Here is a 14,434-nt window from a genome sequence, read left to right on the forward strand (position 1 = left end):
CGAAGACCTGTGGATCCGCAACCTCACCATCACCACCGGCCTGGTCGACACCTACTCCACGCCGACCCTCCTGGACATGATCGCCGCCGGACGGCTGGACCCCAGCACATTCATCACCCACCGCTTCGCCCTGCAGGACATGGCCGCCGCCTACGAGACGTTCGCCGACCCGGCGGCGACCGGAGCTCTCAAGGTGGTCCTGTCCCGAGGTTGACGCCGGTCCGGCCGCACTACGAAGGAACCGCGTGCACGCCCAATTCCGCGCCCACGCCGTGGTCAGCACCTGAAAGGTTGATCCGCTCCGATCTGCGTGGTCCTGGCCGGCTCCCCGCCGCGGCCCGTCCGGGCCCCGTTGTCCTGGCCCGGAGCCCGACGACTCATGACGCCCGCTCACTCCGGGGCCGGACCACCGCGGCCGGGCAGGTGACGTGGTGCAGCACACGGCGGCTGTTCGCATAGCTGCTCATCGGTGAGCGCGCGCCCTTCGAGCCGTCGTAGCCCACCACGATCTGCCCGTGGAGGGCCTCGACAGCTCGATGACGTTGCCCTTGCGCAGGTCCGTGGTCACCTCCGCACCCGGCGCCGGCTCGCGCGCCCGATTGGCGGCCTGGAGCGCTTCGGCGCAGTACAGCCTCATCCAGGCTGACACCGGATGCCGTTGGTCCATCATCTCCAAGTTTTGGGGCTTCTGGCCCTGCCCGGTTGGCCACCGACGGGCTGAAATGGAAAAGGGGGAATGTACGATGCCTGATCTGATCGTGGTGGGTGTCGATGGTTCGGTGCCCGGATTCGACGCCGTGGCATGGGCGGCCGACGACGCCTTTCGGATGCATGTGCCGCTGCGTAACGTCTGTGTGGTGGAAACCTGGCCGTACCAGGTGCCGCAGATTCCCGCACCTGAGTGGGACGAGGCGCTGATCGAGAACGCGCAGAAGGTCCTGGCACAAGCCGAGGAGATCGCGCGCGAACGTCAGCCTACTGTCGAGGTGAGCACCGAGCTGATGACCGGAACACCGGCGGCCGTCCTTCGCGAGCAGGCCGGCGACGCGATCGAGCTGGTGGTCGGTAGTAGAGGGCTGGGTGGCTTCGCCGGGGCCGTACTCGGCTCGGTCAGCATGAACGTCGCGGGCCAGGTGCCGGTTCCGGTGGTCGTCGTCCGGCCAAGGGCCGCTGTGGCCCACGGTGAGATCGTCGTCGGTCTCGATGGCTCCCCCACGTGCGAGCCCGCCCTGGCCTATGCCTTCCGGCAAGCCGAACTGCGCGGAAGCACATTGCGGGCGGTATACGCCTGGGCCCTGCCGTTCGCGCTGGCCGCCGGCTTCTCCTGCGACTTCGAAGCGTTGCGTGAGGCCCAACAGCGCGTCGCCGAGGAACAACTCGCGTCGTGGCGGGAGAGATACCCACAGGTCAAGGTGATCGCGGACGTGCGGTGTGCCCACCCCGTCGATGCGCTCGCCGCCGCCGGTGACCGAGCCGACCTGCTGGTCGTCGGCTCGCATGGCAGGAGCGCGATCGGGTCGATCGTCCTTGGCTCGGTCAGCCGAGGCGTCTTGCACCACGCACACTGCACGGTGACGGTGGTGCGCGCCAAGGACGTACCTGCTCCGGCGCGCCGGTAGCCTCTGCGAGTTCCATCTCCATGACTTCCAGCCGCGCGTTCAGGTCATCGACTCATGCCCGGTCTTGCCGGTATCTCGGTTGGACTCGGAATCACCACCATCCCGCAAAACCGGGTCGGTGACAGCGGTGGACTCGGCTCCCGTTTCAACGGTGACGTGCTGATCGGGCGGGAGTGGCGGCGCCGGGGGCAGCGCCGGCGGGGTCAAGCGGCGCAGCCGGTTGGCATTGCCCACCACCGACAGCGACGACAGTGCCATCGCGGCGGCGGCGAAGACCGGGCTGAGCCGGATGCCGAGGAAGGGGTAGAGCACCCCCGCCGCGACCGGGATGCCGACCACGTTGTAGACAAATGCCAGGAACAGGTTCTGCCGGATGTTGCGCATCGTGGTCCGCGACAGCCGTACCGCGGTGACCACCCCACCGAGCGCGCCGGAGATCAACGTGATGTCGGAGGCCTCGATCGCCACGTCGGTGCCGGTGCCGATGGCGAAGCCGACATCGGCCTGGGCCAGCGCGGGCGCGTCGTTGATGCCGTCGCCGACCATGCCGACCCGCGCCCCTTCTCCCTGCAGGCGGGCGATCTCGGCAGACTTGTGCGCGGGCAGCACCTCGGCCAGCACCCGGGTGATGCCGACCTGGCGGGCGATGGCCTCGGCCGTCCGCCGGTTGTCCCCAGTGATCATCACCACCTGAAGTCCCAGCCGTTGCAGAGTCGCGACGGCCTGGCGGGAGTCGTCCTTGACGGTGTCGGCCACCGCGATCACCCCAGCGGGCTCGCCGTCTACAGCGACCATGATCGGGGTACGGCCCGCCCGGGCGAGGCGATCGGCCTCTTCCTCAAGCGCCGAGGTGTCGCCGAGCAGACGCTTCCCGCCGACCAGCACACGACGCCCCTCAACGGTCGCCGCGATGCCCTGCCCAGTGACCGATTCGAACTCCGACGGCTCGGTGAGGATCAGGCCGCGCCCGGTCGCGCCCTCGACCACGGCCTGGCCCAGGGGGTGCTCGGAGGAACGTTCGGCACAGGCGGCCAGGCGCAGCACCTCATCGGCCGCCCAGTCACCGTACGGAACGACGTCCGTGAGCGCCGGCTTGCCACGAGTGATGGTGCCGGTCTTGTCCAGGACGATCGTGTCGAGCCTGCACGCGGTTTCCAGGGCTTCGGCGTCGCGGATCAGGATGCCGGACTGAGCCCCCTTCCCGGTGCCCACCATGATCGAAAGCGGGGTGGCCAGCCCGAGCGCGCACGGACAGGCGATGATCAGTACGGCTACCGCCGCCACCAATGCCAGCGTCAACGCCGGCGCCGGTCCGGCGACGAACCACACAGCGAACGTCACGATCGCGATGGCGATGACCACCGGGACGAAATAGCCGGACACCAGGTCGGCCAGCCGCTGGATCGGCGCACGGGAGGCTTGGGCGGCCTGGACGAGACGGATGATCTGAGCCAGCGCCGTTTCCGCGCCCACTTTCTCGGCCCTGAACGTGAACGATCCCGTCTGGTTGACCGTCGAGCCCACCACCTCATCGCCCGGACCCTTGTCCACCGGGATCGACTCGCCGGTCACCATCGACTCATCCAGCGTCGAGCGCCCCTTGACGACGACCCCGTCGACCGGAACCTTCTCGCCCGGCCGTACGACCACCACATCGCCCGGCACGACGTCCGCGATCGGAATCTCGATCTCCGCACCGTCGCGCTGGATCCGGGCAGTCCTGGCCTGCAGACCGATCAGCTTACGGATCGCCTCGCCGGTGCCCGCCTTGGCCCGTACCTCCAGCAAACGGCCGAGCAGGATCAGCGTCAGGATCACCCCGACGGCCTCGTAATAGACGTCACGGACCCCCTCCGGCAGCAAGCCGGGCGCGACCGTGGCCAACAGGCTGTAGCAGAAGGCGGCACTCGTACCCAGCGTGATCAGGCTGTTCATGTCCGCCGAGCGGTGCCGCAGAGCGAGCCAGCCCACGCGGTGGATCGGCCAGCCTGTATAGAACATCACCGGCGCGATCAGCGCGAGCTGCACCCAGCGGTTGAGCAGGAACTCCGGGATCCATCCCGCCCCGAAGAGCTCATGCGCCATGACGACGAACGCCACGGGCAGGGTCAGCACAGCCCCGACCAGGATCCGACGCGACAGGTCGGCGATCTCGGCACGCCGCTCCGTCGCCTCGACATCCTGCGAAGGCTGTTCGGCCAACGAAGGTGCGGTACCCGCGGCGACATCGTGACCGCCGCCGGAACCCGGTTCGACGATCAGGCGGCCGTGCACCATGTTCATCCCGCAGGCGAAGCCGTACTCCCCCGCACTACCCGGCGGCAACTCCACGGTGGTCTTGGCAAAGGCAGGCAGCGCCCGGCTGACACCGAAGTCGGCGAACACCACCCGGGAGGTGCAATCCCCGCTCTCTCTCCGGTTGAAGGTGAGCCGCACGGGGGTGCCCTGCCGTACCCGGATGATGTCCGGCGAGAAGCCGCCCCGTACGACGATCTCGATCTCCTGTACTCCGTCACGCAGCTCGGCCAGGCTGCTCTTGCGCGGCCCGAAGAAGTACCAGCCGAGGAAACCCAGCAAGGCCAGGGAGATACCGATCACGACCCAGTCGGTGGAGGTCACGGCTGCCCTGCCCCCTTGTGATCCTCGCCCTGACGGTCATGCTGCGTGTCGCCGTCGTGGCCGCTCATGGATCGCATCATCATCAGCATCATGAGCGGGCAGCCCAGCAGGATGACCACGAGCAGGACCGTACTCGGCGGGGCGCCGGCCCAGACGGCCGCGATCGCGGCCACGGCGGCGACAGCCGCCATGATCAGGTGCTGCTTCATCATGACCTCCGTGGGTTGTGGCATACATGCCGTTGGCGGATCGACCCCATGACCGTCGTCACGAACACGATGAGCACGAGGATCCTGAGAACGACGAGTGCGGGGGATCAACGAAATACCAAGCACGTCGGTTTCCCTCCGTCCTTCTCTACTACGCTCTCGCTAGCATGTGACGGAGACTTCCCCTGCGGCTATAGCAGAACGTCCTGATGATGGGGGTCGAAAGTCCCACCCACCCTGTACTACTGGTCGTAGTAGATGTGGACGAAGCACTTCATTTCGGAGCCACACGCCGGACCTCGATGAGTGCCTGCACCGCGTTCCCGGCGTCCTCGGCCCGCCCAGACTGCGGCACCGTGCAAGCTCCGCAGCAGAGCGCAGGATGGCGTTGGTCCTGGGGGGTGGGGGCCCAACGGCCCTGGTCCTGACCACGGACCGAGCGCCACGTTGGAAGCAGGACAGCTGCAGGAGTGAACGAGCGAGATGAGATCTTCGATAACGGCGGCAATCGCCGCCGCCGCCGTCGGCGGGGCCGCCCTCGCCACCGCCCACCACCAGCCCACCGCAGCCGCGGCGGGATGGCCGCAGACCGGCGGGCCGATGGGTGGGATGCACCGAGTTACGTTGAACAACGAGGCCGACTACCTGACCCAGATGGTGCCCCATCACCAGGAGGCGGTCGAGGCGGCCGGCCAGTTGCAGCGTTCGGGCCGGGCCGAGATGCGCGCTCTGGGCGCTTCCATCGTCAAGACGCAGGCTGCCGAGATCGCCACCATGAAGGCATGGCTGGCCACGTGGTACCCGGGCCGCGCGGCCGCGAGTTACCGGCCGATGATGGGCGATCTGTCCAAGCTGTCGGGCGACGCACTGGATCGAACGTTTCTCGAGGACATGATCGGCCACCACATGGCAGCGGTGATGATGACGCAGCAACTACTCATGCACGGCCGCAGCCGGCACCAGGAGATCACCGGCTTCGCCCGCACCGTACGCGACACCCAGCACGCCGAGATCTTCCAGATGCAGCAGCATCTGACCGACTGGTTCGACGGGCGCTGGCGGATGCCCTACGGACCGTGAGGACGGCTACGTGGCTCCACCATCGCGCGGGCGCTCCAGCCGAACCCGCGGATCGTCCAGACCGGCGACAGCCCGCCGCGGGTCAGGCTTCCACGCCGAACTCGACCACGGCACGGCCGCGCAACCTGCCGTCGCGCAGCAGTTCCAGGGCCTTCGCGATCTCGGACAGGTCGAACCGTTCGACCTCCACACTGAGCTCCCCCGCGGCCAGGCGCTCGATCAGCGCCGGAGCCACCTCGCGAGCGCGCCGCTCGTGCCGGACCATGTTCACCGGAAGCAGCGCCACGTCGTCGAGCAGCCAGGACGGCAGATCGACCGTGACGGACGCCCCCAGCACGTAGCCGATCACGACGGCCCGGCCGCCGGGACGGACCCACCGCGAGCGCTCGACCAGTCCGCTCCCGCCGAGCGTGTCGACCAGCAGGGACGCCGAGCGTGCCGCCGCCAGCTCCGCGACCGCCTCGGCGTCGTCGGTGACCACGCCGCGGATCCCCTCGGGCACCTGAGCGAGCTGGTCGGCCCGGCCGACCACCCCGGTCACCGAGGCTCCGGCCAGCCGGGCCTGCTGGGCCACCATGGCACCCACCGCGCCGGCCGCGCCGGTCACGATGACCTCCTCGCCCGGTTCCAGGCGGGCGACGTCGTTCAGGGCGACGTACGCCGTTGTGGTCGGCACGAAGAACGACGCCGCGACCTCCGGGGGCAGCGGCGACGCCAGCGGGGTGACGGCCTTGGGCGAGACGCTGAGGCGTTCGCGCCAGCAGCCGTCGCGCAGCAGGCCGAGCGCGCCACCGCGAAGGAGCACCTGCGTGCCCGGAGCCAGCGTGTCGGCGTCCAGGACCACGCCGGCGGCCTCGACACCGCCCACGTACGGAAGCGGGGGCTTCATGCCGAAGGACCCGCCGGCGACGGTCAGGTCCAGATGCCCCAGCGCCGCCGCCCGTACCTCGACCAGCACCTCTCCGGGCTTGCGTACGGGCTCGGGCAGCTCCTCCACGACCGGCGGGGCGCCCCACTCGTGGAAGCGGGCCGCGCGCATCAGCCGCGTCCCTTGCCGGAGAAGCCCGCCGCCGAGCTCTTGGCCAGGAAGGCCAGGCTGAGCGGGTTGTAGCGGGCGGCCTGCTCGTGCTGGGGCCAGTGGCCGCACTCCTCGAACAGCTCCAGCTCCGAGCCCGCGATGGCCTCGTGCATGGCGGTGGCCTCCGGTACGTCGCCGAACGGGTTCTTGCGGCCCCAGACGATCAGCGTGGGCTGGGTGATCTTGGCCAGGTCGTCACGGCGAAGGATGTTGCGCAGGCGGGTGTCCATGTCCTGCAGGCATAGCAGATTGTCGAGGTTGGCCACGAACTCGGGCTCGTGGTAGATGGCGTGGCGCACCTCCACCAGCTCTTCGGTGGCGTCGGCCGGATCGGCCATCAGCAGCCGCAGCCGCTTGCGGGTCAGCTCCACGTCATCGCTGACCACGGCCTCGCGGGTGCTCGTCCGGATCCACTTCATGACCTCGGGGTTGGCCACGGTCCCGCCCGCGCAGAGCAGCTGCAGGCTGGCCACGCGGTCGGGGTGGTCGATCGCGGTACGCCCGCCGACCCAGCCGCCCAGCGACTCCCCCACGATGTGGGCGCGCTCGATGCCCACCGCGTCGAAATAGGCCAGCAGGTGGTCGACATAGCGCGGGATCTCGTAGGCGTAGTCGGGCTTGCCGGTGTAGCCGTGGCCCAGCATGTCGATGGCGTGGCACTCGTAGTCCGCCGCGTGCGCGGGCAGGTTGCGAGTGAACGCCTCGAGGTGGCCGCTGGTCCCGTGCAGGAACACCACGGGCTCGCCCGACCCGGCCCGGAGGCTGCGGGTGCGCACTCCTCCGGCGTCCACGTACGAGACGCTCAGGCTCAGGGGGCTCAGTTCGGTCCAGATACTCATCGTCACCTTCAGCGGTCGAGAGCGGGCTTGTCTTGGTTGATGCGGTGCACCTGGGTGTTGCTGCGGGCCGCGAGCAGGCGGCCCAGGATCGCGGCCAGCGCGACGACCGGCACGGCGACCAGCAGTTTCTTCGATGTGGACATGCTCATCTCCATGGGTCCTTGAGGGAGTCCAGGAACCCGGTGACCACCGCGTGGTAGGCGCCCGGTCGTTCCTCCTGCAGGTGGTGCGAGGCGTGGTCCATGACGTGCAGGTTCCCGCGCGGCACCATGCGGGCGAGCATGAGCGGATAGTCGGGCGTGAGGAAGGCGTCCTGCATGCCCCAGACGAACAGCGCGGGCGCCTGGATCTGGCCCAGTTCGGCGGTGAGGTCCTGCCATTCGCCGCGGGGCGAGTCCGACATGGCGGCCAGCTCCCGCTCCCCTGGGTCCAGGCTCTGCTCGTAGCGCAGGTCCAGGGTGGTCTCGGGCAGCCGGTCGCCGTCGTACCACTCCAGCCGGGTGATGAGGTCGCGCATCTTCTGCCGCGTGGGCCCCTCGCCGCCGTAGTAGGCGTCCCGGGCGGCGCGGCCGCGGCGGCCGTTCTCGGGCAGGGGCGCGAGCGGGCCGTAGAACACCGGCATGCTGCCGGTGATGACCAGGGAACGCACCCTTTCGGGGTAGCGGGCGGCCAGGCACAGCGCGATGGTGCCGCCCCAGGAGTTGCAGACGAAGTCGGCCTGCTCCACACCCAGCGAGTCCATGAGCGCGACGGTCTTGGCCGCGTGGAAGTCCCACATCGGGCCGGTGATGAGGCACTTCTCCGACTTGCCGTACTGCAGGATGTCGACGATCAGGCAGCGGCGGTCGGCGGCGAACAGCGGCGCCACCGGGCCGAAGTCGCTCCACCCGGTGCAGCCGGGGCCGCCACCGTGCAGGAAGATCGTGTCCGCCCCCGAGCCCAGGTCGAGGTAGTGGTATTTGACGCCGTCGGCGTCGGCGTACGAACCGGTGGGGGGTTCCATATCGCCTCCTTTGGTCAGTCGCCGATCTCGGCGATCTCGGCGCGGGTCCGCGTGGTGGTGTCGACGGCCACCCGTACGAGCAGCTCGCAGAGGCGGCGCATCGCTCTGACGTCGACGGTGTTCATCCCGCGGGCGAAGTCGACGTCGAACTCGGTGGAGACGACCTTCGGCATGCCCACCCGGGCGGTCGGGATCCCCCGCGCCCGCAGGATGTTGGCGTCGGTCGCGCCGCTGTTGCCGTCGATGGGCTCGTGCGGGCGCACGGCCACGCTCTCCCAGGCGCGGACGGCACTGCGGACGACCCAGTCCTCCGGCGGCGTGCGCGTGCCGGGGATGGCCAGCACCATCTCGACCGTCAGCTCCACGCCCAGCTCGGCCGACAGCCCGCGGACGTACTCCGCCAGCTCCCGCTTGGCCGCCAGCGGGGTGGTGCCGGGCGCGATCCGCAGGTCGAGGCGGATGCGGCAGGCCGCGGGCGTGACGGCCGGCATGCGCTCCCAGCCGCCGGCGATCGAGCCGATGATCCCCTGAGGCGCGGCCGTCGCGGTGCGGTGCCGCTCGGGATAGGCCGCCAGCCACCCTTCCAGGCGCGTCACCACCTTGGCGGCGGTCACGATCGGGTTCTGGTACGGCAGGCGGTGCCGGCTGCCGGCGTAGGTGTGGATCCCCGGTACGACGATCTCGAACCAGCACAGACCGACCTCTTCGTGCGCGACGAAGTCCCCCGGCTTGGCGATGACGGCGTAGTCAGGGTGCCAGCCGCGTTCGAGCAGGAAGGAGCAGCCGGCGCCCTGCCCGGTGTTCAGGCGGCCGGTGCCGTCGATGGCGTTGGTCGGCATGCCGCCCGCCCCGAAGGCGACCAGCAGGTCTCCGGCGAGCCGCGCGCCCACCGAGGCCAGGGCCTCGCCCACGACGAGGACGCAGGCCGCGTGGCCCTTGGGGTTGCTCGCGCCGAGGCCGCTGACGTAGGGGCCGTCGCACTGTGCCTCGGCCCGCATGTCGGGGCGTAGCCCGGGGCCGATCCACGGCACGTCCTGGTCCGGGTCGCCGGTGGTCAGGGTGTCGATCGGGGCGTACAGCATGAGGTCGGCGCCCGTGCCGTCGCCCCTCAGCCGGCCGACCGCGTTGGCCTGGCCGTCGTCGATGCGCTGCAGGTGCGACTCCACGCCGGCGGCGGCGAGCCGTTCGGCCAGCCGGCCGGCCAGCGGCGCCTCCCCGCCGGTGGGGCTGGGGATGGAGGTGACCTCCACCGCGGCCTTGCGCAGCCTGGCCTCGGTGATCGTGGCGAGGGCCTGGGCCACCATCCGCTCGCGCTCGTCCTCGTTCATATCGATCGGGCGGGCTCGATGATGGCCACCCCCATGCCGGTCAGCCACTCCGGCATCGGCGCGTAGGCCAGGGTCCGGCCGGGTGCGAAGCCCAGCGCCGCCGCCATGGTCAGCCAGGTACGCAGCTCCTGGCCGCCGTTGCCGGCCACCGCCTCGATCTCCGCGGTGGACAGGTCGGCGTAGCGCGCCAGCTCGCCCTTCTCCAGCGCGGCGAGGAACTCCTCATCGAACTCGGGGAAGATGGTGGGCCGGGCGGCGGTGATGATCTGCCGCCTGCGCGCGTCGTACCGCTGCCAGTCGCCCCGGCCCTCACGCCAGGCCTCCACCAGGAACTTCTCGTCCGCTCCTTCGGGGTCCTGCCAGCGGCTCGGCCACGGCAGCCGGTGCGACAGGCCGCCCGAGGCGATGACGGCGACCCGCAGCTCGTCCGGCAGCGCCGCCGCCGCGGCGGCGATGTTGCGCCCGAGCTCGACGCAGCGCCGCATGAGCGGCAGCGGCGTGGCGAACACGTTCACCACCAGCGGGATCACCGGCACGTCGAGGTCGCGCAGGAGGTACTGGATCGCGTGGCTCTGGCCGTGGTCGATCTGCAGCTTCGCCGAGATCGCCACCTCGGTGCCCGCCGCCACCAGGGATTCGGCGACGGCCTGGGCGACGGCGGGGTTGGTGCGCTGGGGTCCGGATGGCGTTCCCGACTCTCCGGAGGAGACGACCTGGTCCACCCCGAGGGTGAAGGCGGGGATCAGGTCCAGCCAGAAGCCCCGGAAGTGGTTGGAGCCGATGATGATCGCCACGTCGGGACGGGCCGCGGCGAGGGCGTCGCGGGCCGTGCCGAGCGCGTCGCGGAAGCGTTCGGCGTCGGCTTTGTGCTCGACCTGCTCCCAGTGCGTGTTCATGAGCGTCGAGTGGGACGCGCCCACGCCCAGGACGATCTCGGCCATCAGCCGGCCTGCTTCGGAGAGCGGGGCTCCTCGACGGTGAGCCCGGACGCGCGCAGCCGCTCGATGCGCTCCTCCGTGACGTCCTCGGCGAGCTTGCGCCACTGCAGGAGCGAGTCGTCGGGACGGTAGAGCCGCTCCGGCGGCGCGTCGGTCACCTCGACCATCCACTTGTCCTGGCCGGAGAACTGGCCGTGGAAGAGCCAGCGGACGGCGCCGAGATACTTGGCGTAGAAGGGCAGCGTCTTGACGCCCTTCTCGAAGTTGGCCATCGCGCCGACGTAGAGATGGTTGTCGGCGTCGACGGGCACGTAGAACTCGTAGTGGATGAAGGTCGGGTAGACGATGCGCAGCACGCCCGGCATGCTCACCGAGGCGAACCCGGGGAAGTCCTCGGCGGCGATGGCCGGGTTCACCTTGCGGTGGCTGCCCGTGTTGCCGATGTTGGCGACCTGCTTCGGCGGCTTCAGCTTGAACCACGCCTGGTTGTTCCACCGGCCGAGGCCCGGGAAGTCGGCGTCCCAGTGCTGGGCCTCCTGCACCCGGTAGATCCAGCGGCCGCGGCGTTCGATCCGCGTCTCGTTCCACACCGGCATGGCCTTGAACAGCCGCCACAGCGCGGTGCGGTGCAGGTACTTCGCGTGCCCCTCGTCATAGCCGTTCTCGCAGGCGAAGCGCCAGTTCCCCTCCCGCGCCTGGATACGCGCGCCGATCACGGCGGGGTTGTCGCGCAGCTCCTCGGGGAGCTGGTCGTCGATGGGCGGCGCGTCCTCGCCGTCGCCCACGAAGATCCACACCATGCCGAGGCGCTCCTCGACCTCGTAGGTGGGCTGGGTCACCTTCCCGCAGATCGGCGACCGCGGCCCGTCGGTGATCGCCGCCTTCAGATCGCCGGTCTCCAGGTCGAAGGTCCAGCCGTGGTACGCGCACGAGATCGTGCCGGGGAATTGCTGGTTGCCGTAGCTCAGCGGCACGCCCCGGTGCGGGCAGCGGTCCTTGAGCGCGTACGCCTTGCCGCCGTCGCGGATGACGACGATGCGCTCGCCGAGCAGGGTGATCGCCTTGGGCTTTCCCGTGATGTGCGAGGAGAACGCCACCGGATACCAGTAGCCGCGAAACCCGCTGTCCGCACCCTGGTAGTGGGGCCAGCTCGACCAGTCCTGGCGGCCGGGCAGCTTGCCCCGTCGTGACGGCCGGCGTCTGGCGACGCCCCCGCTCGCAGCCGGCGCACCCGCCTCTGCACTCATTCTCGCCTCCGCTTCCCATGGCTTGTCGGGTGGCCGCGAGGGGCGCCTTGATGCGCCGCTCGACCACGACACGCAGTTCACCACCGGCGCGGCCGGGCGGCCCAGCGGATCATCCCGCCCAGCGGACCGTGTCCCGCTGAGCGAGCCGCGTTCCGGTCAGCGGTCCGCGACCTGCGGGTTCCCGTCGCCGGGGTGTGTAGCTTCCGTGGCTTGACAGGCGACTACCGGGAGGACCCAGGTGGAATCAGCATGATCCAGACCGACATCGTGATCATCGGAGCGGGACCGACCGGGCTCTACGGCGCCTACTGCGCGGGCTTCCGCGGCTTGCGGTCCGTGGTCGTGGACGCGCTGCCTCAGGTCGGCGGGCAGATTTCGGCGCTGTACCCGGAGAAGGAAGTACGGGACGTGGCCGGCATCCCCGGCATACTCGGGCGCTCGCTGGTGGACGCGCTGACGGCCCAGGCGGCGGCCTACGACCCGGTCTACCTGCTGGGCAGGCAGGCGGTCGAGCTGCGCCGCGACGAGAGCGAGCGGCCCGTGGTGGTGCTGTCCGACGGCACGGCCGTCCACGCGCAGGCCGTCATCCTCACCTCGGGCATCGGGACGTTCACCCCGCGTCCGCTGCCGGCCGGCGAGGAATGGCTGGGCCGGGGGCTGACGTACTTCGTGCCGGACCCTTCGGAACACGCCGGCCACGATGTCGTGATCGTGGGCGGCGGGGACAGCGCGGTCGACTGGTCGCTCGCCCTCGCGCCCCTGGCCAGGTCGGTCACCCTGGTGCATCGCCGGGCCGCGTTCCGCGCGCACGCCGCGGGCGTCGAGGCCGCCCGGGGCGCGGGGGTACGCATCGTGGTCGACAGCCAGGTGGTCTCCCTGTCGGGCGGCGAGCAGGTCGAGAAGGCGCACCTGCGTACGCGGGGCGAGGCGGACCGGGCCCTGCCCGCGGACTCCGTCATCGCGGCCCTCGGCTTCATCAGCGACCTCGGCCCGCTCGCGGACTGGAACCTGGAGCTGCGCGGCAGGTCCGTCCTGGTGGACCAGCGCATGCGGACGAACCTGCCCCGCGTGTACGCGGCCGGCGACCTCACCGAGCACGCGGGCAAGGTCCGCCTGATGTCGGTGGGCTTCGGCGAGGTGGCCACCGCGGTGAACAACGCCGCCGTCGAACTCGACCCCGAACTGGCCCTCTTCCCCGGCCACTCCACGGACGCCGCCTGACCCCGTACCCCATCCAGAAGACAGGAGAGATCCATGAGCTATGTCATCGGCCCGGCCTGCATCGACGTCAACGATCGCGCGTGCGTGGACGTATGCCCCGTCGACTGCATCTACGTCGGCGGCCGCAAGAGCTACATCAACGCCGCCGAGTGCATCGACTGCGGGGCCTGCGAGCCGGAGTGCCCGGTTGAGGCGATCTTCGTCGATCGTACGGCGCGCGGCGACGAGACGCGGACGCTCTTCCTCCAGGACGCCAAGGACTTCTTCACCGAGGTGCTGGCCGGCCGCGACGAGCCGCTCGGCAACCCGGGAGGCGCCCGCAAGGTCGGCGACCTCAACGCCGACACCGCGCTGGTGACCGGCTACGACGGCTGATAACCGCGGATGTCCGGGGTGAGCGCTTCGGACATCCTCACTCATCAGCGCCCGGTGAACCGGGGCGGGCGCTTGTCCAGGAACGCCTGGAGTCCTTCGGCGGCATCGTCGGTGTGGATCAGGTTCATGACCGCCTCGCGCTCCACCTCGAGCGCCTCTTCGATCGGCAGGCCGTACCCGGCGTCCACGACGTGCTTGAGCAGGCCGATCGTCCCGGTCGGCTTGGCCGCCAGGCTCTCGGCGTGCTCGGCCACCACCCGGTCGAAGTCCTCGTCGTCGGCCACCACGTCGACCAGCCCCAGGTCGAGCGCCTCGCCGGCCGACAGGCGGGTGCCGTCGATCATCAGCCGCTTGGCCCGATGCGGGCCGAGCAGGCGCGGCAGTCGCTGGCTGCCGCCCGCCCCCGGGAACAGGCCCAGGTTCATCTCGGGGAAGCCGAACGTCGCCGAGGCCGCCAGGATGCGCAGGTCACAGCCGAGGGAGAGCTCGGCGCCGCCGCCCAGGGCGTGACCGTTCATCGCCGCGATCACCGGCTTGGGCGCCAGTTCGAGCAGGCGCTGCACCTCGATCCAGCGGCGCATCTTCACGTGGTTGGCCGTCGAGAGGTCCCGCATCACGGCGATGTCCGCCCCCGCCACGAAGAAGCGGCCGGTGCCACGGATGACGATGCAGCGGACCGCGACGTCCTTGGCCAGTCCGGGGATGATCTCCAGGAACTCCTCGATCATCGCGGGATCGACGGCGTTGGCGGGCGGCCGGTCGATGACGATCGTGGCCGTCCCTCCGTCGCGCCGTACGTCCAGGACCGGCTGGTTCATCGAGACTCCCGAGTGTCGAGACCCCGGGCTTCAGCCGCGGGGAGGAGGTCATGGTCAAGG

The 14,434-nt window shown here is 70.2% G+C and carries 14 protein-coding genes and 1 pseudogene; 5 read left to right on the forward strand and 10 right to left on the reverse strand.

The features are described 5' to 3' along the window. Together LDL49_RS11770 and LDL49_RS11775 are read left to right on the forward strand one after the other, a co-directional pair. Positions 1-214 (forward strand): annotated as a pseudogene (locus LDL49_RS11770) (alcohol dehydrogenase); the annotation flags it as partial. 301 nt (positions 215-515) lie between these two features. Then, positions 516-1,619 carry a universal stress protein gene (locus LDL49_RS11775; protein ID WP_308016111.1) on the forward strand — a complete coding sequence of 368 codons (1,104 nt, stop codon included), beginning with the start codon at positions 516-518 and terminating at the stop codon, positions 1,617-1,619. A 39-nt stretch (positions 1,620-1,658) separates the two neighbouring features. On the opposite strand, the gene LDL49_RS11780 is transcribed toward LDL49_RS11775, so the two are convergent. Together LDL49_RS11780 and LDL49_RS11785 are read right to left on the reverse strand one after the other, a co-directional pair. Next, positions 1,659-4,238: a heavy metal translocating P-type ATPase gene (locus tag LDL49_RS11780; protein ID WP_225291028.1), complete on the reverse strand. Its 2,580-nt coding sequence runs from the start codon at positions 4,236-4,238 to the stop codon at positions 1,659-1,661. After that, positions 4,235-4,450 (reverse strand): DUF2933 domain-containing protein, encoded by a 216-nt coding sequence (locus tag LDL49_RS11785; protein ID WP_225291029.1) that lies wholly within the window; start codon positions 4,448-4,450, stop codon positions 4,235-4,237. The genes LDL49_RS11780 and LDL49_RS11785 overlap by 4 nt, the downstream gene beginning before the upstream one ends. A gap of 621 nt (positions 4,451-5,071) precedes the next feature. Here LDL49_RS11785 and LDL49_RS11790 point away from each other — a divergent pair. Beyond that, positions 5,072-5,527, forward strand: a complete 456-nt coding sequence (locus LDL49_RS11790; RefSeq protein ID WP_225291030.1) for a DUF305 domain-containing protein — start codon at positions 5,072-5,074, stop codon at positions 5,525-5,527. A gap of 82 nt (positions 5,528-5,609) precedes the next feature. Here the strand turns inward: LDL49_RS11790 and LDL49_RS11795 are convergent, their stop codons facing one another. Genes LDL49_RS11795 through LDL49_RS11820 form a run of 7 tightly spaced genes read right to left on the reverse strand, consistent with a single transcriptional unit; the run spans position 5,610 to position 11,960 of the window. Further along, positions 5,610-6,566, reverse strand: coding sequence for a quinone oxidoreductase family protein (locus LDL49_RS11795; RefSeq protein ID WP_225291031.1), 957 nt, complete (start codon positions 6,564-6,566; stop codon positions 5,610-5,612). Further along, positions 6,566-7,444, reverse strand: coding sequence for an alpha/beta fold hydrolase (locus tag LDL49_RS11800; RefSeq protein WP_225291032.1), 879 nt, complete (start codon positions 7,442-7,444; stop codon positions 6,566-6,568). The genes LDL49_RS11795 and LDL49_RS11800 overlap by 1 nt, the downstream gene beginning before the upstream one ends. 8 nt (positions 7,445-7,452) lie before the next feature. Next, complete coding sequence (locus LDL49_RS56855; RefSeq protein WP_263654930.1) at positions 7,453-7,587, reverse strand: hypothetical protein; 135 nt, start codon at positions 7,585-7,587, stop codon at positions 7,453-7,455. 2 nt (positions 7,588-7,589) lie between these two features. Beyond that, a complete protein-coding gene (locus LDL49_RS11805; protein WP_225291033.1) occupies positions 7,590-8,447 on the reverse strand; it encodes an alpha/beta fold hydrolase in 858 nt (285 codons plus the stop codon). 14 nt (positions 8,448-8,461) lie between these two features. Continuing rightward, complete coding sequence (locus LDL49_RS11810; RefSeq protein WP_225291034.1) at positions 8,462-9,775, reverse strand: M20 family metallopeptidase; 1,314 nt, start codon at positions 9,773-9,775, stop codon at positions 8,462-8,464. After that, a complete protein-coding gene (locus LDL49_RS11815; protein WP_225291035.1) occupies positions 9,772-10,716 on the reverse strand; it encodes a DODA-type extradiol aromatic ring-opening family dioxygenase in 945 nt (314 codons plus the stop codon). The genes LDL49_RS11810 and LDL49_RS11815 overlap by 4 nt, the downstream gene beginning before the upstream one ends. Continuing rightward, entirely contained in the window at positions 10,716-11,960 is a 1,245-nt protein-coding gene (locus LDL49_RS11820; protein WP_225291036.1) for an aromatic ring-hydroxylating dioxygenase subunit alpha, read from the reverse strand. The genes LDL49_RS11815 and LDL49_RS11820 overlap by 1 nt, the downstream gene beginning before the upstream one ends. 249 nt (positions 11,961-12,209) lie before the next feature. On the opposite strand from LDL49_RS11820, the gene LDL49_RS11825 reads away from it, so the two are divergent. Both LDL49_RS11825 and LDL49_RS11830 read left to right on the forward strand, forming a co-directional pair. Then, positions 12,210-13,181: an NAD(P)/FAD-dependent oxidoreductase gene (locus LDL49_RS11825; RefSeq protein ID WP_225291037.1), complete on the forward strand. Its 972-nt coding sequence runs from the start codon at positions 12,210-12,212 to the stop codon at positions 13,179-13,181. A gap of 33 nt (positions 13,182-13,214) precedes the next feature. Next, positions 13,215-13,556 carry a ferredoxin family protein gene (locus LDL49_RS11830; RefSeq protein WP_225291038.1) on the forward strand — a complete coding sequence of 114 codons (342 nt, stop codon included), beginning with the start codon at positions 13,215-13,217 and terminating at the stop codon, positions 13,554-13,556. Positions 13,557-13,600: 44 nt separating this feature from the next. Here LDL49_RS11830 and LDL49_RS11835 read toward each other — a convergent pair whose 3' ends face one another. Beyond that, positions 13,601-14,374: an enoyl-CoA hydratase/isomerase family protein gene (locus LDL49_RS11835; protein ID WP_225291039.1), complete on the reverse strand. Its 774-nt coding sequence runs from the start codon at positions 14,372-14,374 to the stop codon at positions 13,601-13,603. Positions 14,375-14,434: the final 60 nt, after the last annotated feature.

It is taken from the genome of Nonomuraea aurantiaca, assembly GCF_020215705.1.
In the GTDB taxonomy this organism is placed as follows: Bacteria; Actinomycetota; Actinomycetes; order Streptosporangiales; family Streptosporangiaceae; genus Nonomuraea; species Nonomuraea aurantiaca.